Origin of the sequence: Bosea sp. AS-1, assembly GCF_002220095.1 — a bacterium.
Lineage (GTDB): Bacteria > Pseudomonadota > Alphaproteobacteria > Rhizobiales > Beijerinckiaceae > Allobosea.
On sequence record NZ_CP022372.1, the window covers coordinates 3,380,788 to 3,396,527 of the forward strand.

Here is a 15,740-nt window from a genome sequence, read left to right on the forward strand (position 1 = left end):
GCCATCGGATCAGGTCAGCAGCCAGGCATTGAAGCGCTCGGTGACCTTGGCGCGGTTGGCACTCCACCAAGCCTCGTTGGCGATCGCCATCTGCTTCAGGTTCTCGGGCGAGGTCGGCAGCAGCTTGGCGCGCTCGGCGGGGATCGTCTGATAGGCATCGAGATTGGTCGGGCCGTAGGCGAGCGCCTCGGTGAAGACGGCCTGCGCCTTCGGGTCCGAGCAGAAGCGGATGAACTGGCGGGCGACATCCGCCTTCGGGCCGCCCTTCGGCAGGCCCCAGCCCTCGATCGAATAGAGGCCCTGGTTCCAGATGATCTTGGCCGGAGCGCCGCCGTCGATCGCCGCCTGCAGGCGGGCGTTCCAGCCCGTGGTCATGTCGACCTCGCCGCTCTGCAGCAGTTGCGTCGACTGGGCGCCGCCGGTCCACCAGACCGAAATATGCGGCTTGATCTTGTCGAGCACCTTGAAGGCGCGGTCGACGTCGAGCGGATAGAGCTTGTCGAGCGGAACACCGTCGGCGAGCAGAGCCTGCTCGAGGCTGTCGATCGGGTTCTTGCGCATCGAGCGGCGGCCCGGGAACTTCTCGACGTTGAAGAAGTCGGTCCAGCTTGCGGGAGCGTTCTTCACCTTGTCGGTCCGGTAGGCGAAGATCGTCGAATAGACGTCGGTACCCATGAATTCAGGCGAGATCGCCTCGGGCATCAGCTTCGGCACATCGGAATGGGCGAAGCCGATGGGGTCGAGCAGACCCTGTGCCTTGAGGATGTCGCGGGCCGAGAGCGTCAGCGTGCAGACGTCCCAGGTATAGGACTTGGTCTCGACCATCGCCTTGAACTGCGCAGTCGGCTCAGCCTCACGGGCCACGTTGACGACCTTGTTGCCGGTCGCCTTCTCGAAAGGATCGTAGAAGGCCTTGCGGAAGGCCGGTCCGAAGGGGCCGCCCGGATCGGCAACCGTGATCTGCGTGGCGGCTCGCGCCGTGCCCATCAGATAAGGCGCCGTGACCGCACCGGCGGCGACACCGCCGGCGAGCTGCAACAGGCTGCGCCGGGTCGGCTTCGTGATCATGCTCGTCATCGTCTTCTCCCCTTTCAAGCGGTTTTCCGCATTTCCCCGTGGGTGATCGAATCGTCGGGCGCTCGCGCTTTCCCGCATTCCGGCGTCAGGCGCTCTTGCGCGCCGCGCGCTTGGCGAGGAACGCCTCCATCATGCGCGCCGGCTCGCCGGTGGCGTAGGCCTCGCGCTGGTTGCGGATGCCGGCGACCAGGCACTCGCGGAAGCTCTCCTCCGTCACCTCGCGGAAGCGGGCCTTGTTGAGCCGCATGGCGACGGGCGGCTTCTCCGCCAGCTCCTGAGCCAAGGCGAGCGCGGCCTCCATCACCTTCTCCCTCGGCACGATCCGGTTGATCAGGCCGATGCGGAAGCACTCCTCGGCATCCATCATCCGCCCCGTCAGGGTGAGGTCGATGGTCCGGGCAATCCCGATCATCTCCTTCATGATCCAGGGACCGGTGACCGAGGCGATGCCGGAGTTGATTTCCGGCTGGCCCATGGTGACGCCCTCATGGCCGATGCGGAGGTCGCAGAGCAGCGCGACCTGGAACGCCGAACCCGCCGCGACGCCGTTCAGAGCCGCGATCAGCGGCTTCGAGAGCGAGCGCATGCGGTCGTAGAGGCGCTCCCACTCGCCCATCCACAACTCGGCCCGGTCTGGGTCGAAGGTCTTGGTCTCGTTGAGGTCCTGCCCTGCCCCGAAGGCACGATCGCCGGCGCCGGTCAGGATGATGGCGCGCACTGCCTCGTTGGCCTCCAGTTCGTCGAAGCATGCGACCAGCCGCTCGCGCATCGGCGCATTCCAGGCGTTGAGGATCTGCGGGCGGTTGAGGGTGATGATGCCGATCGGGCCGCGCATCTCGATCAGAACAGAATCCTGCATACCGCTCTCCGATGAGTTTTTATTACGATGCGATAAATCCTATTGATTATTCTGCCCGGACGGCACAGCTTGTCAAGGTCGCCGGCCGAGGCCATTGATCCGGAGAGGAGAAAGAGCCCGATGACGATGTCCGAAACCCCACAGGGTGGCCGCAAGCGCGCGGCGCCGCCGGCCGAGCCGCCGGGGCGCAAGGACGACGCGCTGATGGTCAATTCGGTCGAGAAGGCGTTCCGGGTGCTCTCCGCTTTCGGACGCCAGCATCAGACGCTCAGTCTCTCGCAGGTGGCATCCGAGACCGGGATGGACGTCAGCGCCGCGCAGCGCTTCACCCATACCCTCGCGAAGCTCGGCTATCTGCACAAGGACGCGCAGACCAAGCGCTTCGAGCTGACCGCGAAGACGCTCGATCTCGGCTATCACTTCGTGCGCAGCAGCCGCCTGCTCGACCGGGCGATGCCTTACCTGATGCATCTCAGCAAGGAGACGGAGGAGACGGTCAATCTCACCGTGCGGGAGGGCACGGAGATCATCTTCGTCTCTCGTTTTCTCAGCCGTCACGTGCTGAACACCGACGTCATCATCGGCACCCGCATGCCGGCCTATGCCACGGCTCCGGGCATCGCGATGCTATCGCGCCTGCCGGAGGAGGAAGCGATAGCGATCATCGACGCCTCCGACCTCAAGGCCCATACGCCCTCGACCACCTGGCAACGCGAGGCGTTGCGCCAGAAGCTGCGCCAGTCCGCCGCGCAGGGCTACGCCACCGCCTTCGAGGAGGTCTATATCGGCGACGCCTCGATCGCGGCCCCTGTGGTCGACCACCACGGCCGGCCAGAGGCCGCCGTCAACATCGCGACCTCGACCTCGCGCTACAGCCATGCCGAGGTAGTCTCACGCTTCTCCTCGCTCGTCATTGCGACAGCGCACGCCGTCTCTCGCGTCTGATCGGCCAGTCCTCACGACGCTTGACAAGCCAACGCGCGGCTTATCAATATTCAAAAAGACTTATCGCATTGAAATAAAATATCGAGATTCCGCATGGAGCCGCCGAGAGCCCTGTTCCGCCGTGTCGCCCTCCGGACCGGCCGGCCGGCGACGCTCCATTTCGACGGCGCAACCATCCGGGCCACGGTCGGCGACAGCGTGCTCTCTGCGCTTCTCGAAAGCGGTGCCCTCGTCCGCCGTCTCGAATTCGGCGGCGAGCCTCGCGCCGGCTTCTGCCTGATGGGCGCCTGCCAGGATTGCTGGGTCTGGAGTGCCGAAGGCGGCCGGATCAGGGCCTGCACTACCCCCGTCGCCGACGGCATGGAGCTCTTTGCCGAGCCGCAGGTTGCCGGCCATGGCTGAGATCGTCATCGTCGGCGCCGGACCGGCGGGCATCGCCGCCGCCGAAGTGCTCTGCGCCAAAGGGCTGAAGCCGGTTCTGATCGACGAAGGCGCGCGCGCCGGCGGCCAGGGCTATCGCCGGCCGGCGGACGACCTCCCCCTCGATATGGTCCGGCTGATGGGCTCGGAGGCGCGGAAATACACCGCGCTCCATCGCCGCTTCGAAGCCCTGCGGCCGCGCCTCGACTACCGTCCGCAGACACTCGTCTGGGCGATCGACGGCAATACGCTGCACTTGCTGCGTGACGGGCAGGCCCAGACGCTCGCTTTCGACAGGCTGCTGATCGCCAGCGGTGCCATGGACCGCATCGCTCCCGTGCCGGGCTGGACCCTGCCAGGCGTGTTCACGCTCGGCGGCGCGCAGATCGCACTGAAGGACCAGGGCTGCCTGATCGGCAGCCGGGTCGCCTTCCTGGGCGCTTCGCCTCTGCTGACGCTGGCGGCCAAGCAATATCGCGACATGGGCGCGGAGATCGCCGTAATCGCCGACACGACGCCGTTCGCGGCCAAGATCGCGGCGCTCCCTCGCCTCCTGCGGGCTCCGCGCACGCTCATTCGCGGCCTCTGGTACATGGGCGCCGCGCTGCGCACCGGAACTCCGATGCTGCACGGAGTGACGCCGGTCGCCATCGAGGGCGAAGACCAAGTCGCGGCGCTGGTGCTGCGCGATGCCCAAGGCCGCGAGCGCCGCTTCGCCTGCGACGCGGTCGCGCTCGGCTATGGTCTGAAGCCGGAGACGCAGCTCGCCGACCTCGCCGGTGCCTCGTTCTCATATGATCCTGACTTCCGGTTGTTTCTGCCGCAGATCGACGGCATGGGCCGGGCGCGGCCGGGGCTCTACCTAGCCGGCGACGGCGTCCGGATCGGCGGGGCCGATGCCGCCGAGGCCAGCGGCGCGCTTGCCGCCCAGGCGATCCTGGCCGATCTCGGGCAGGGACAGGATATCGCCGCGACGCGGGAGCTCGCCCGCCATGTCTGGCGCCTGCGCGATTTTCAACGAGGTCTCGCCCGCGCCTTCGCCTGGCCGAAGGCCCAGATCGCCGCCCTGCCCGATTCAGTGACGCTGTGTCGCTGCGAGAAGGTGACGGTCGGCGAGGTCCGCGCCGCGATGGCGCGGGATCTCGGCCCGATCGAGGTCAACCGGGTCAAGGCGATGACGCGCTGCGGCATGGGCCGCTGCCAGGGCCGCGTCTGCGGCCCCGCCCTCCAGGAGATCGTTGCCGCCCAGGCCGGCGATGACGGCGCAGCGGCTGGAAGGCTGCGCGGGCAGGCTCCGGTCAAGCCGATCGCTCTCGCCGCGGCCGGGAGCACGGCATGAGTGGGCGCACGACTGATGTCGCGATCGTCGGCGGCGGCCTGATCGGCGCCTGGACGGCTTTCTTCCTCGCCCGGCGTGGCCAACGTGTGATCTTGCTGGAAAAGGGCGTCATCGGCGCCCAGTCGAGTGGCGTCAATTTCGGGAACCTGCGCTTGCAGGGGCGTTTTCCCGGCCAATATCCACTCTCGCTGCGGTCCCAGGCGCTCTGGGAGGATTTCGACAAGCTGATCGGCGAGGATTGCGAATTCGAGCAGACCGGGCATCTCTACCTCGCCTATGATGCCGAAGAGCACGCTAGGCTCGAGGGCTACGCCGCGGTCTCCGAATCCCACGGGCTCGCGATCGAGCGCGTCGGCCCCGCCGATCTCAAGCGACGCTGGCCCTGGCTCGGCGAGCGTGCCGTCGCCGCCACTTTCTCTGCCCGCGACGCCACCGCCAATCCCCGCCTCGCCACGCCTGCAGTGGCGCGTGCCGCAGCAAGACTTGGCGTCGAGATTCGCGAGAACACCCGCGTGGTCACGGTCGACCGCTCGGGCGACGGCTTCACGCTGTCTCTCGCCGATGGCGGCAGCCTGCATTGCGGCGTGCTCGTCAACAGCGCCGGCGCCTGGGCGCTGGAGATCGCCGAGCGCTTCGGCGAGACGGCGCCGATCTTTCCGGCCGGGCCGCCGCAATTCGTGACCGAACCGTTCCCCTATCAGATCGGCCCGTCGGTGCAGGCCATCGACGGCTCGGTGATCTTCCGCCAGATTCCGCGCGGCAACATCATCCTCGCCGGCTACCCGCGCACCGCCTCGGATCCACAGGCGAACCGGGCACCCGTGCCGCCGGCCAAGACGCTCGCGGCGATGCGGGCACTGGCGCGCGTCGCACCGCTGCTCGCCCAGTGCCACGTCATCCGGGTCTGGTCGGGCATCGAGGCCTATCTGCCGGACATGATCCCGGTGATCGGGCCGAGCGAGACGACACCCGGCCTGTTCCACGCCTTCGGCTTCTGCGGCCACGGCTTCCAGATCGGCCCCGGCGTCGGCCTCTGCCTCAGCGAGATGATCGTCGACGGCGCGACGCCGACGCCGCTCGAACCCTTTGCAATCGCTCGTTTCCGCGCGACGGCGGTCGTCAGCGAGAAGTTCCGCAAGGAATTCGACTGACGACGCTGTTTCTGGCCGACCCCGATCGCCCTTCGCGACGGAACCGGCCGGTGGGCCGGCGTCGCGAGCGGAGGTTGGCGCATTGCCCGAGAGCCAGCGTTTCCAACGAAGCGATCGGAGATGTCCGCTTGCAGGCCTCATGCGTTAGCGTCTACGTGAATGCGATGCGCCGGGCGGATGAAACTTGAACAGCCGTCAGATTGAAGTCTTTGCCGCTGTCATGAAAGCGGGAACCGTCTCGCGGGCGGCCGAGATCCTCGGGGTCACCCAGCCCGGCGTGAGCCGATTGATCGCGGAACTCGAAAGGTCGCTGGGCTTCGCCCTGTTCGACCGGGTGCGCAATCGCATCGTGCCGACACCGGAAGGACGAACCTTCTTCGCCGAGGTCGAGGCCAATTTCCGCGGCATGGACCGGCTGCGCGCCAGCGCCGCCCGCATCCGCGACTACGGAGCCGGCCAGCTCAGGGTCGCGACGCTGTCGGCGCTGAGCTCGTCGATCGTCCCGAACGCCGTGCTGCGCTTCCGCAACCTGCGCCCCGACGCGACCGTCACGCTGATGGTCCTGCCCTCCCGGGATGTGCGGGACGGCGTTGCTTCCGGGATCTACGATGTCGGCCTCGCCGCCGACGAAATCGACGTCACCGGCGTTGTCCACCAGGTCTTCGTCCAGCCGCGCGCCCTCTGTGCCATGCCGCTCGGCCATCCCCTGGCCGAACGCGAGACGATCGGCCCGCACGACCTGTCGGGCATCGATTTCGTCGCCTATGTCCCGGAGGATCGCGCCCGGCAGCGCTTCGACATGATCATGTCGGAGGCCGGGGCGCCACCACCGCGAGTCGTGGTCGAGACGATCTATGCCGCGACTGTCTGCGCTCTGGTGGCCCAAGGCGTCGGCGTCGGGTTGATCAGCCCGTATGCGATCGCAGGCCACGACCAGAGCCAGCTCGTGCTGCGTCCATTCGAACCGCCGGTGCAGAGTCGAAGCTTCCTCATCCTGCCGCCGGACAGGCCGAAATCGCAGCTCGTGCGCGACTTCATCGATTGCCTGATGGAAGCCCGCTGAAGCCATAACAACACGGCATCGAGTTATGCCCAGGCTCGAATTGCCTGGTCCGCCTCCCCCGCTATCCTTCCTCGAAACGCGCCAAAGACGCGCTTTCGAGGGGTATCGATGAATACGACCATGCAGCGGGCCGCCAGGCCTGCGAGCGGTGAGGCGCGACCTGAGACGCAGCCTCGAGGTGCAAGCGCACGAAGCTCCTCCTCCCCCAGATCCTGCACAGTACAGGCCAACCATTCGGATCGGAGCCCGACATGACCGTCACCGCGCGTCGCCGCTTTCCCCTTCTGCTTGCCGGCGCCCTTGCCGCATTCTCCAGTTTCACTATCCCCGGCACCCCGGCGCAGGCGCAGACCTCGGAATGGGCCGGCAAGAAGCTCGTCGTCGGCATCCATAACCGTACGCCCTGGGCCTATCGCGACAAGGACAACAAGGTCGTCGGCATTCATCCCGATGTGATCCGCGCGGTCTTCGCCCCGCTCGGTGTCAAGGATTTCGAGTTCGTCGTCTCCGATTTCGGCGCGATGATCCCGGGCCTGCTGGCCGGGCGCTTCGACATCATCGCGTCCGGCGTCGCAATCACGCCGCCGCGCTGCGAGCAGGTGCTGTTCAGCGAACCGGACGTAGCCGTCGGAGACAGCCTGCTGGTCAAGAAGGGCAACCCGCTGAACCTGCATTCGTACGAGGACATCGTCAAGAACCCGAAGGTGCGCCTCGCCGGCGGCCGCGGCTCCGAGAATACCAAGAACGCCATCGCCGCCGGCGTGCCGGAATCGCAAATCGCGCTCTTCCCGAACAACGAGGCCGCGGTCAGCGCCATCCTCGCTGACCGCGCCGATGTCACCACCCTGTCGGTGCCCAGCGCCATCGGCGTCATCGACGAGCAGAAGGTCGAGGGCATCGAGCGCGCCGTGCCGTTCAAGGGGCTGATCAAGCCGAACGGCCAGCCGGCCAAGCTCTATACCGGCACGGTCTTCCCCAAGAACAGCGCCAAGCTGCGCGACGCCTATAATGCCGAGCTCGCCAAGCTGCGCGCCAGCGGCGCCCTCAAGCCGATCATGGAGAAGTATAACTTCACCGCCGACGAGGACGCCGGCTCCATTACGACGGCGCAGATCTGCGCCGGTAACGGCTGAGCGACTCGGCCGGCATCATGAGCTTTCTCGAAGTCCTCTCGGGCATCTTCCAGGGGCTGAACGTCACGCTGACGGTGACGGTGCTCGGCATGCTCTATGCCGTGCCCTTCGCCTTCGCCGCCGGCATCGCCCAGCATAGCTGGCGCGGCCTCGCCTATGGCGCGATCACGGCTGTCATCGAGTTCTGGCGCTCGACCTCCGTCGTGATCCTGCTCTACGGCTTCTACTATACGCTGCCGTCCTTCGGCCTGCGGCTGTCGGGCATCACCGTGGGCTCGATGGTGCTCGGCCTGCATATCGGCGCCTATGGCAGCCAGGCCGTGCGCGGCGCCCTGCAATCCCTCGACAAAGGGCAGAGCGAAGCCGGACGATCCCTCGGCCTGCGGAGCTGGCAGATTCTGATGTTGATCGAGTTGCCGCAGGCGCTGCTCGCAATGGTGCCGACCTTCATCAACCAGTTCATCCAGCTGGTGAAGGGTACGGCTCTGGTCTCGCTGGTGACGCTGACCGACATGACCTTCCGCGCCAAGGAGATCTCGCAGCTCTTCTACGATCCGCCAAAGGTCTATTTCGCGCTGCTCGTCGCTTATTTCATCCTGTGCTACCCGGCGACGATCATCGGCCGCTGGGTCGAGCGCAAGGTCGGCGCCGGACGGAAGCTCGACCATGCCGTTTGATCTCGGCTTCGCGCTGTCCATCGTGCCGAAGATCGTCGGCGCGCTCTGGACCTCGATCCTCGTGGCACTGCTGAGCTGCGTCGGCGCCTCTCTGCTCGGCTTCACCCTGGAGATCGCGCGCCGCAGCAACCGGGTGATGCGCTATGCGATGCGCTTCCTGATCGACTTCATCCGCTCGACGCCGCTGCTCGTGCAGCTCTATTTCTTCTACTTCGTCCTGCCGTCCTACGGCATCAAGCTGCCGGCGCTCGCCATCGGCGTCATCGCGATCAGCCTCTATTACAGCGGCTATCTGGCCGAGGTCTTCAAGGCGGGCATCGATGGCGTGAAGCCCGGCCAGTTCGAGGCCGCGCGAGCGCTCGGCCTCACCCGTTTGCAGACCGTCATGCTGGTGATCGCGCCGCAGATGCTGCGCAATATCGCCGCGCCGATGGGCAACTACTTCATCGGCATCTTCAAATCGACGCCCTACCTCGCCGCCATCGCCGTCTACGAGGCGTTCGGCGCGGCGCTCGACATCGCCTCCGACACCTTCCGCTACACCGAGCCGATGGTCGTCGTCGGCGCGATCTTCCTCGCCATCGCCCTCGTGCTCGCCTGGTTCGTCAGGCGACTGGAAGAGCGGCTGCTGCTCTCCGCCCAACGCTGACAACGGATCGACCATGGACGCCAAGCTCCTGCCGCGACTGACCGAGTGGCGCCGTCATCTCCACGCGCATCCCGAACTCTCCGAGCATGAGAGGAAGACCTCGGCCTTCCTGCAGGACCGGCTGCGCGAGCTCGGCATTCCCTTCGAGGCGGGCGTCGGCGGCGCGGGCATCGTGGCGACGTTGTCGCGGCCGGGCTCGAACCGGTCGGTCGGCTTGCGCGCCGATATGGATGCGCTGCCGATCGCAGAACGGAACGAGGCCCCTTATGCCTCGCGAAATCCGGGCGTGATGCACGCCTGCGGCCATGACGGTCATTCGGTCGCCCTGCTCGGCGCCGCAGCGATGCTGGCTGCCGATCCGGATTGGAAGGGCACCGTCCAGTTCGTCTTCCAGCCGGCCGAGGAGAACGGCGCGGGCGCCAAGGCGATGATTGCCGACGGGCTGTACGAGCGCTTCCCGATGGAGCGCGTCTTCGCCTTCCATAACTGGCCCGGAATCGAGGCCGGGACCGTCGCAGTCCATGACGGGCCGGTGATGGCAGCGGGCGGGCGCTGGCAGGTGACGTTGCACGGCCTTGCCGGCCACGCCGCGATCCCTCACCAGACGCGCGATCCGATCCTCGCGGCGGCCCATCTGATCATGGGCCTTCACAGCATCGTCTCGCGCAATGTCGATCCCTGCGATGCCGTGGTGCTGTCGATCGGCCAGATCCACGGGGGCACGGTCAGCAACCAGATTCCGGAAAGCGTCACGCTGCTGGGCACATTGCGCACCTATCGCCAGGAGGTCCGTGAGGCGGTCATCGCGCGCATGCAAAGCCTGATCGCCGGCACCTGCGAAGCCTACGGCATGCGCGCCGATGTCGAGATCCTCTCGACCGGCCGTGCCATCATCAACACCCCGGCCGAGGCGAAGCTTGCCGCCGCCGCGGGCGCAGCGATCGGCGCCAAGGTCCGCACCGACCTTCGCCCCAGCACCACCGGCGATGATTTCTCCTTGCTGATCAAGGACAGGCTTGGCGCCTATGTCTGGATCGGCAACGGCCCGGCCGGGCCCGACGGCGAGCTCCACAACGCCCGCTACGACTTCAACGACGCCATCCTGCCGGTCGCGATCGACTGGATGCAGGAGGTCGCCAAGCGCGCGCTGCAAGACAACCCGCCAACCTCATAACATGGCGGCATCGCCCGATGCCTGACGGCCGATTGCGCTCTGTTTTCAACGGCTTGAATATCGACCCGACAAGGGAACCCGACCATGCACGACCTGACACTTTGTGTCCATCATCCGGCGGTCAACGAGGAGGGCTACGCCTCGCTCGCCGTACCGACGCACCGCGCCTCGACCATCGTCTACCCGGACGGGGCGAGCTTCATGGCGCGCAAATATCGCGGCTTCGACGGCTATACCTATGGGCTGCACGGAACCCCGACGACCCGCACACTGGAAGCGCAACTGACGGTCCTGCACGATGGCGTGCGCACCGTTCTGGTCCCGTCCGGGCAGGCCGCGGTCACCCTCGTGATGCTTTCGGTCCTGATGCCGGGAGACAAGGTCCTGATCCCGGACCATGTCTATCCGCCCGTCCGCAGCTTCTGCGCCGAATATCTGGCCCCCCGCGGCATCGCCTATGGCGTCTATGATCCCCTGATCGGAGCCGGCATCGCCGATCTGATCGACGAGACCGTCAAGCTGGTCTGGGTCGAGTCGCCCGGCTCCAACACGATGGAGGTCCAGGACGTCCCCGCGATCGCCGCGGCGGCCAAGGCCAAGGGAGCGCTCGTCGGCTGCGACAACACCTGGGCGACGCCGTTGATCTTCAAGCCATTGGAGCACGGCGCCGACTTCGCCTGCGAGGCGCTGACCAAATATGTCGGCGGCCATTCCGACCTGCTGCTCGGCTCGGTGACGGTCAAGGACATGGCGCTGCGCCAGAAATTGAAGGAGACCCTGCGTGGCTTCGGCGTCGGTGTCTCGCCCGACGAGTGCCAGCTCGCGCTGCGCGGCATCGAGACCATGGGCCTGCGCGTCGCCCATATGGGCAAGGTCTCGGAGGATTTCGCCCGGCGGCTCGTCGATCATCCCATGGTCGAGCGGGTGCTGCATCCGGCCCTGCCATCCTGCCCGGGCCACGCGATCTGGAAGCGCGACATGGGTCGCTCCTCGGGCCTCTTCAGCCTCGTGCTGAAGCCCGTCGACGACGAGGCCATGAGCGCGGCGCTGAGCGCATTGCGCGTCTTCGCGATCGGCGCCTCCTGGGGCGGCACGCGCAGCCTGGTCGCCCCGCAGGCGGTTGCGCAGGACAGGACCGCGACGGCCTGGACAGCGCAAGGCCCGCTGCTGCGCATCAGCATCGGCCTCGAAGAGCCGGACGAACTCTGGGCCGATCTGAGCCGGCTGTTGTCGGTCCTCGGCCAGGCTCCGGCTACCAAGGCAGCCTGAACGCCGGCTCCCGGCATCCCTCACCTTCTTCGCGCCAGGCCGCCGAGGGGGTATTCTGGCTGCACGCCCCGGCGCTGCCGGACCTGAAAGGCCCTGTCGCTCGTTGTGGCCATGTGGGTCCCGCCATCGGAGCGGGACCGGCTCAGGAGTGAGAGCGATGTCCGGACATGCTGTTTTGACTGCGCAGACGGTCGAGGACTGCATCATCGACCAGGGCTGGGAGCGCTACACCCCCGAGGACCACGCCATCTGGCGGATCCTGTTCGAACGTCAGCAGCGAACCCTGAAGGGCCATGTCTGCCGGGAATATCTCGATGGCCTCGCCGCGCTCGGCATCGGCCCCGAAGGCGTGCCGAATTTCGCGCGGATGAATGAGCGACTGCGTCGGCTGACCGGCTGGGAGGTGGTCGCGGTGCCGGGACTCATCCCGTCGCGGCCCTTCTTCCAGATGCTGGCCAACCGCCAGTTTCCGGCCGGTACCTTCATCCGCAGCCGCGAGCAGCTCGACTATCTCGAGGAGCCGGACGTCTTCCACGACGTCTTCGGCCACGTGCCACTGCTGACCAACCCCGCCTATGCCGACTACATGAACGAATACGGCCGCATCGGGCTCGTCGCGGTCGAGACCAAAGGCGTGAAGTTCCTCGCTCGTCTCAACTGGTACACCATCGAGTTCGGGCTGATCCGCAAGCCCGAAGGGATCCGCATCTACGGCGCCGGAATCGTTTCGTCCTTCGGCGAGGCAAAATATGTGGTCGACGATCCCTCGGCCCATCATCTGGCCTTCGATCTCGAGCGCGTGCTGCGCACCGGCTATTACATCGACGATTTTCAGGCGACCTATTTCGTCATCGATCGCTTCGAGGACCTGTTCGACCTGCTAAGAGAAAGCGATTTCGCCTCTCGTTTCGACGAATTGCGCGCTCTGCCAGCGCGCACGCCTTTCGAGATCCTGCCGCAGGACATGGTCATCCGGAAAGGCACGGGCCACTTCTGGCGCGATTTCCCGGCAACGAAGACGACGTTGAAGTGAGGCCCGGGCATTCCGGCATCCGAAGTCGCCAGGGTGCCTGGAGATCTGCTCTTGGAGAGTCAAAATCCGCCGTCAGCGTGCCGTGGACGAGTGCCGCAGAACGGGTATCGAGCCCATCAGTGGGCGCCCTTCACGCGCCAGCATCTCGCTTCGCCCCCTGCCCTGTTTTCTGGTGGGCGAACGCATTGGGGGCTCGCTCCCATCTCCTCGCGAAAGGCAAAGAGGAAGGCCGAGGCCGAGCCCCTCCGGACAATCCCCTGAAACAGCGCCTCGTCATCAACCTGTCGTGAAGCCGTTTGCAGAACCGGTTCCCAAACTTGCGACCGGGTCCGATGTCTCGCTTTCTCCTGCTTCGTCTCTTGCGCGCCCTGCTGACCGCAACGATCTGCGTGTCAGCTGTGTTCGTCGCGCTGCGCCTCGCGGGCGACCCGGCGCAGATCATGCTGCCGAGCGATACGCCGCCGGATGTCGTCGCCCATTATCGCGATGCGTGGGGGCTCGATCGACCCTTGGCCGAGCAGTACCTGCTCTACATCGGGAGCGCGGTCCGCGGCGATTTCGGCCTCTCCTTCGCCGATGACCGGCCGGCTTTCGCCGCAGTGGTCGAGGCCCTGCCGAAAACCTTCCTGCTCGGCTCCTCGGCCCTGATGCTGGCGCTCCTCATCGGGCTGCCGCTCGGCATCCTCGCCGCACTTCGCCACAACCGTGCAGCCGACCGCCTCGCCATGACCGTCGCGGTGTTCGGCTACGCCATCCCCGTCTTCTTCCTGGGTATCCTGCTCATCCTTCTCTTCGCGCTGAAGCTGCGCGTGCTGCCCTCGGCGGGATCGGACAGCCTCTGGCACCTGATCCTGCCGACGGTAACGCTTGGCCTGCCGCTCGCCGGAAGACTGGCGCGCTTCGCCCGCACGGCGACGCTCGAAGTGCTCGGCAAACCCTATATCCGGGCGGCACGCGGCCGGGGCGTGATGCCGCTCGCCGTGATCATCCGCCACGCCCTGCCGAATGCGGCCGTGCCGCTGCTGATGTTCATCGGCATCGAGATCGGGCACATCCTCGCCGGCAGTGCCGTGGTCGAAACGATCTTCGCCTGGCCGGGCGTCGGCAGGCTCCTGGTCGACTCGGTCTCGACGCGCGACCTCGCCGTGGTCCAGGCGGTGATCTTCGCCGTGACGGTCATCATGGTCGGCGCCAATCTCCTGGTCGATGTCGTGCATATCCTGATCGATCCGCGACTCGGCGGTTTTTCCAGCGCGTTGAGCGGGCGAGCCTGATGAGCGCTGTAGGAATCTCCTCCGCACCGGCGCCTGCCGCACGTACCCGGCGAAGCCGCATGTCGCCGGTCGTGATGCTCTCGGCCGGCTTCCTGGTCGTCGTCGTGCTGGTGGCGCTGCTCGCGGACTGGCTGGCGCCGCTGCCCTATACGGCGCAGAACCTCGCCGCCAGGCTGAAGCCGCCCCTGACCCAAGCCGGCGGCACGACCTACTGGCTCGGCACCGACCAGCTCGGCCGCGACATCCTCAGCCGCATGATCTTCGCGGTCCGCACCTCGATCCTGATCGCCGTGATGGGCACCCTGATCGGCGCGGTGTTCGGGACGCTGCTCGGCTTCCTCGCCGCAAGGCTGCGCGGCATCGTCGACCAGGCGATCATGATGCTGGTCGATGCCCAGGCGGCGATCCCGGCGCTCTTCCTCGCGCTGACGATGCTCGCCTTCTTCGGCAACAACATCGTCCTGTTCATCGTCCTCGTCAGCATCGACGGCTGGGACCGCTATACGCGGCTGGCGCGCGGCCTCGTCGTCTCCGAGCAGGAGAGCGACTACATCAACGCCGTCGAGGCACTGGGCGCCCACCCCTCGCGCGTCATCTTGCGCCATCTCCTGCCCAATATCGCTGCCGCGCTCGTGGTCCAGGCGACGCTGAACTTTCCCGGCACAATCCTGCTGGAAACCTCGCTGTCCTTCCTGGGCCTCGGCGTGCAGCCGCCCGGCACCTCCCTTGGGCTGATGCTCGGCGAAGGCCGCCGCTATCTGCTGAACGCCTGGTGGATCGCGGTCTTTCCCGGCCTGACCATTTTCCTGACCACGCTGTCGATGAGCCTGTTCGGCGACTGGCTGCGCGACTGCTTCGACCCCACGAGCGAGAGGCATTGAGGCGATGCGATCCGATTCCTCCTTCGACGCGCCACGGCCACTCGCCATCGCCCATCGCGGCGGGGCGCAGCTCGGGCCGGAGAACACAGCGGAGGCCTTTGCCGCCTCGATCGAGGCCGGCGCCGACATCGTGGAAACCGATCTGCGGTTCAGCGCGGATGGCACGCTCGTCTGCCTTCACGACGCCGACCTGATGCGCCTCGCCCGTGATCCGCGGCGGGTCGCCGAAACCGATCTCGCGACGCTCCGGACCACCCTGCCCGCCCTGCTGACGCTCGACACCGCCATCGCCGCCTCCGCGCCGCTGGGTCTCCTGCTCGACGTCAAGCTGCACGAGCCCCGCATCCTGAACCCGATCCTCGCCGCGCTGGATACGGCGGATGCGCTTCCGCGCACCCTGCTCGGCCTTCGCGACCTCGATCTGATCGCTGCCGCGCGACGACTGTCGTCGGATGCCACCATCCTCGCGCTGGTGCCCGACCCCGACGCCGTCGCCCAGGCGCGCGCCGCCGGCGCGGACTGGTTCCGGCTCTGGCAGGCCGATGCAACGCCGGAGCGGCTGGCGGCCGTGCGCGAAGCTGGCATGAAGGCCGTCATCATGGTCGGTCAGCCACGCTCCGTGGCAGAGCCCGGCTACCCGCCCTTTCCGGTCGGCCGCATCGACGCCGATGGCATGACCCGCGTCCTTGCGCTCGCTCCCGACGCGGTGATGCTCGACGACCCGGGGCTGCTCCTCTCTGCCCGCTCTGTCACCGGCCCGTCGTCAACCTGATGCAAGGCAGTCGCATCGCGGCGC

16 protein-coding genes are annotated in these 15,740 nt (G+C 66.8%); 14 read left to right on the forward strand and 2 right to left on the reverse strand.

What is annotated here, in order from left to right:
- Positions 1 to 9 precede the first annotated feature (9 nt).
- Together CE453_RS17920 and CE453_RS17925 are read right to left on the reverse strand one after the other, a co-directional pair.
- The gene (locus tag CE453_RS17920; RefSeq protein WP_089175815.1) at positions 10 to 1,077 is read right to left on the reverse strand and encodes an ABC transporter substrate-binding protein; all 1,068 of its coding nucleotides are present in this window, start codon (positions 1,075 to 1,077) and stop codon (positions 10 to 12) included.
- A gap of 85 nt (positions 1,078 to 1,162) precedes the next feature.
- Positions 1,163 to 1,936 carry an enoyl-CoA hydratase/isomerase family protein gene (locus CE453_RS17925; protein WP_089175816.1) on the reverse strand — a complete coding sequence of 258 codons (774 nt, stop codon included), beginning with the start codon at positions 1,934 to 1,936 and terminating at the stop codon, positions 1,163 to 1,165.
- A 120-nt stretch (positions 1,937 to 2,056) separates the two neighbouring features.
- Here CE453_RS17925 and CE453_RS17930 point away from each other — a divergent pair, with 120 nt between their 5' ends.
- The 14 genes from CE453_RS17930 (at position 2,057) to CE453_RS17995 (ending at position 15,716) form a co-directional block, all read left to right on the forward strand.
- Positions 2,057 to 2,881 carry an IclR family transcriptional regulator gene (locus CE453_RS17930; protein WP_248307776.1) on the forward strand — a complete coding sequence of 275 codons (825 nt, stop codon included), beginning with the start codon at positions 2,057 to 2,059 and terminating at the stop codon, positions 2,879 to 2,881.
- 93 nt (positions 2,882 to 2,974) lie between these two features.
- Positions 2,975 to 3,283, forward strand: a complete 309-nt coding sequence (locus CE453_RS17935) for a (2Fe-2S)-binding protein (RefSeq protein WP_089175817.1) — start codon at positions 2,975 to 2,977, stop codon at positions 3,281 to 3,283.
- On the forward strand, positions 3,276 to 4,640 hold the full coding sequence (locus CE453_RS17940) for an FAD/NAD(P)-dependent oxidoreductase (protein ID WP_089175818.1): 1,365 nt from the start codon (positions 3,276 to 3,278) through the stop codon (positions 4,638 to 4,640). The genes CE453_RS17935 and CE453_RS17940 overlap by 8 nt, the downstream gene beginning before the upstream one ends.
- On the forward strand, positions 4,637 to 5,791 hold the full coding sequence (locus tag CE453_RS17945) for an NAD(P)/FAD-dependent oxidoreductase (RefSeq protein WP_089175819.1): 1,155 nt from the start codon (positions 4,637 to 4,639) through the stop codon (positions 5,789 to 5,791). Before CE453_RS17940 ends, CE453_RS17945 begins: the two co-directional genes overlap by 4 nt.
- 184 nt (positions 5,792 to 5,975) lie before the next feature.
- Positions 5,976 to 6,854 (forward strand): LysR substrate-binding domain-containing protein, encoded by an 879-nt coding sequence (locus tag CE453_RS17950; RefSeq protein WP_089175820.1) that lies wholly within the window; start codon positions 5,976 to 5,978, stop codon positions 6,852 to 6,854.
- A 251-nt stretch (positions 6,855 to 7,105) separates the two neighbouring features.
- Positions 7,106 to 7,987 carry an ectoine/hydroxyectoine ABC transporter substrate-binding protein EhuB gene (gene ehuB, locus CE453_RS17955; RefSeq protein ID WP_089175821.1) on the forward strand — a complete coding sequence of 294 codons (882 nt, stop codon included), beginning with the start codon at positions 7,106 to 7,108 and terminating at the stop codon, positions 7,985 to 7,987.
- Positions 7,988 to 8,004: 17 nt separating this feature from the next.
- On the forward strand, positions 8,005 to 8,664 hold the full coding sequence (locus CE453_RS17960; RefSeq protein WP_089175822.1) for an amino acid ABC transporter permease: 660 nt from the start codon (positions 8,005 to 8,007) through the stop codon (positions 8,662 to 8,664).
- Positions 8,654 to 9,313 (forward strand): ectoine/hydroxyectoine ABC transporter permease subunit EhuD, encoded by a 660-nt coding sequence (gene ehuD / locus CE453_RS17965; RefSeq protein ID WP_089175823.1) that lies wholly within the window; start codon positions 8,654 to 8,656, stop codon positions 9,311 to 9,313. Before CE453_RS17960 ends, ehuD begins: the two co-directional genes overlap by 11 nt.
- Before the next feature lie 13 nt (positions 9,314 to 9,326).
- Positions 9,327 to 10,487, forward strand: a complete 1,161-nt coding sequence (locus tag CE453_RS17970) for an amidohydrolase (RefSeq protein WP_089175824.1) — start codon at positions 9,327 to 9,329, stop codon at positions 10,485 to 10,487.
- 84 nt (positions 10,488 to 10,571) lie between these two features.
- Positions 10,572 to 11,756 (forward strand): cystathionine beta-lyase, encoded by a 1,185-nt coding sequence (gene metC, locus CE453_RS17975; protein WP_089175825.1) that lies wholly within the window; start codon positions 10,572 to 10,574, stop codon positions 11,754 to 11,756.
- Positions 11,757 to 11,913: 157 nt separating this feature from the next.
- Entirely contained in the window at positions 11,914 to 12,789 is an 876-nt protein-coding gene (gene phhA, locus CE453_RS17980) for a phenylalanine 4-monooxygenase (RefSeq protein ID WP_089175826.1), read from the forward strand.
- 332 nt (positions 12,790 to 13,121) lie between these two features.
- Positions 13,122 to 14,063, forward strand: coding sequence for an ABC transporter permease (locus CE453_RS17985; protein ID WP_089175827.1), 942 nt, complete (start codon positions 13,122 to 13,124; stop codon positions 14,061 to 14,063).
- Positions 14,064 to 14,122: 59 nt separating this feature from the next.
- Entirely contained in the window at positions 14,123 to 14,944 is an 822-nt protein-coding gene (locus CE453_RS17990) for an ABC transporter permease (protein ID WP_248307778.1), read from the forward strand.
- 4 nt (positions 14,945 to 14,948) lie between these two features.
- Positions 14,949 to 15,716, forward strand: coding sequence for a glycerophosphodiester phosphodiesterase (locus CE453_RS17995; RefSeq protein ID WP_089175829.1), 768 nt, complete (start codon positions 14,949 to 14,951; stop codon positions 15,714 to 15,716).
- Positions 15,717 to 15,740 lie beyond the last annotated feature (24 nt).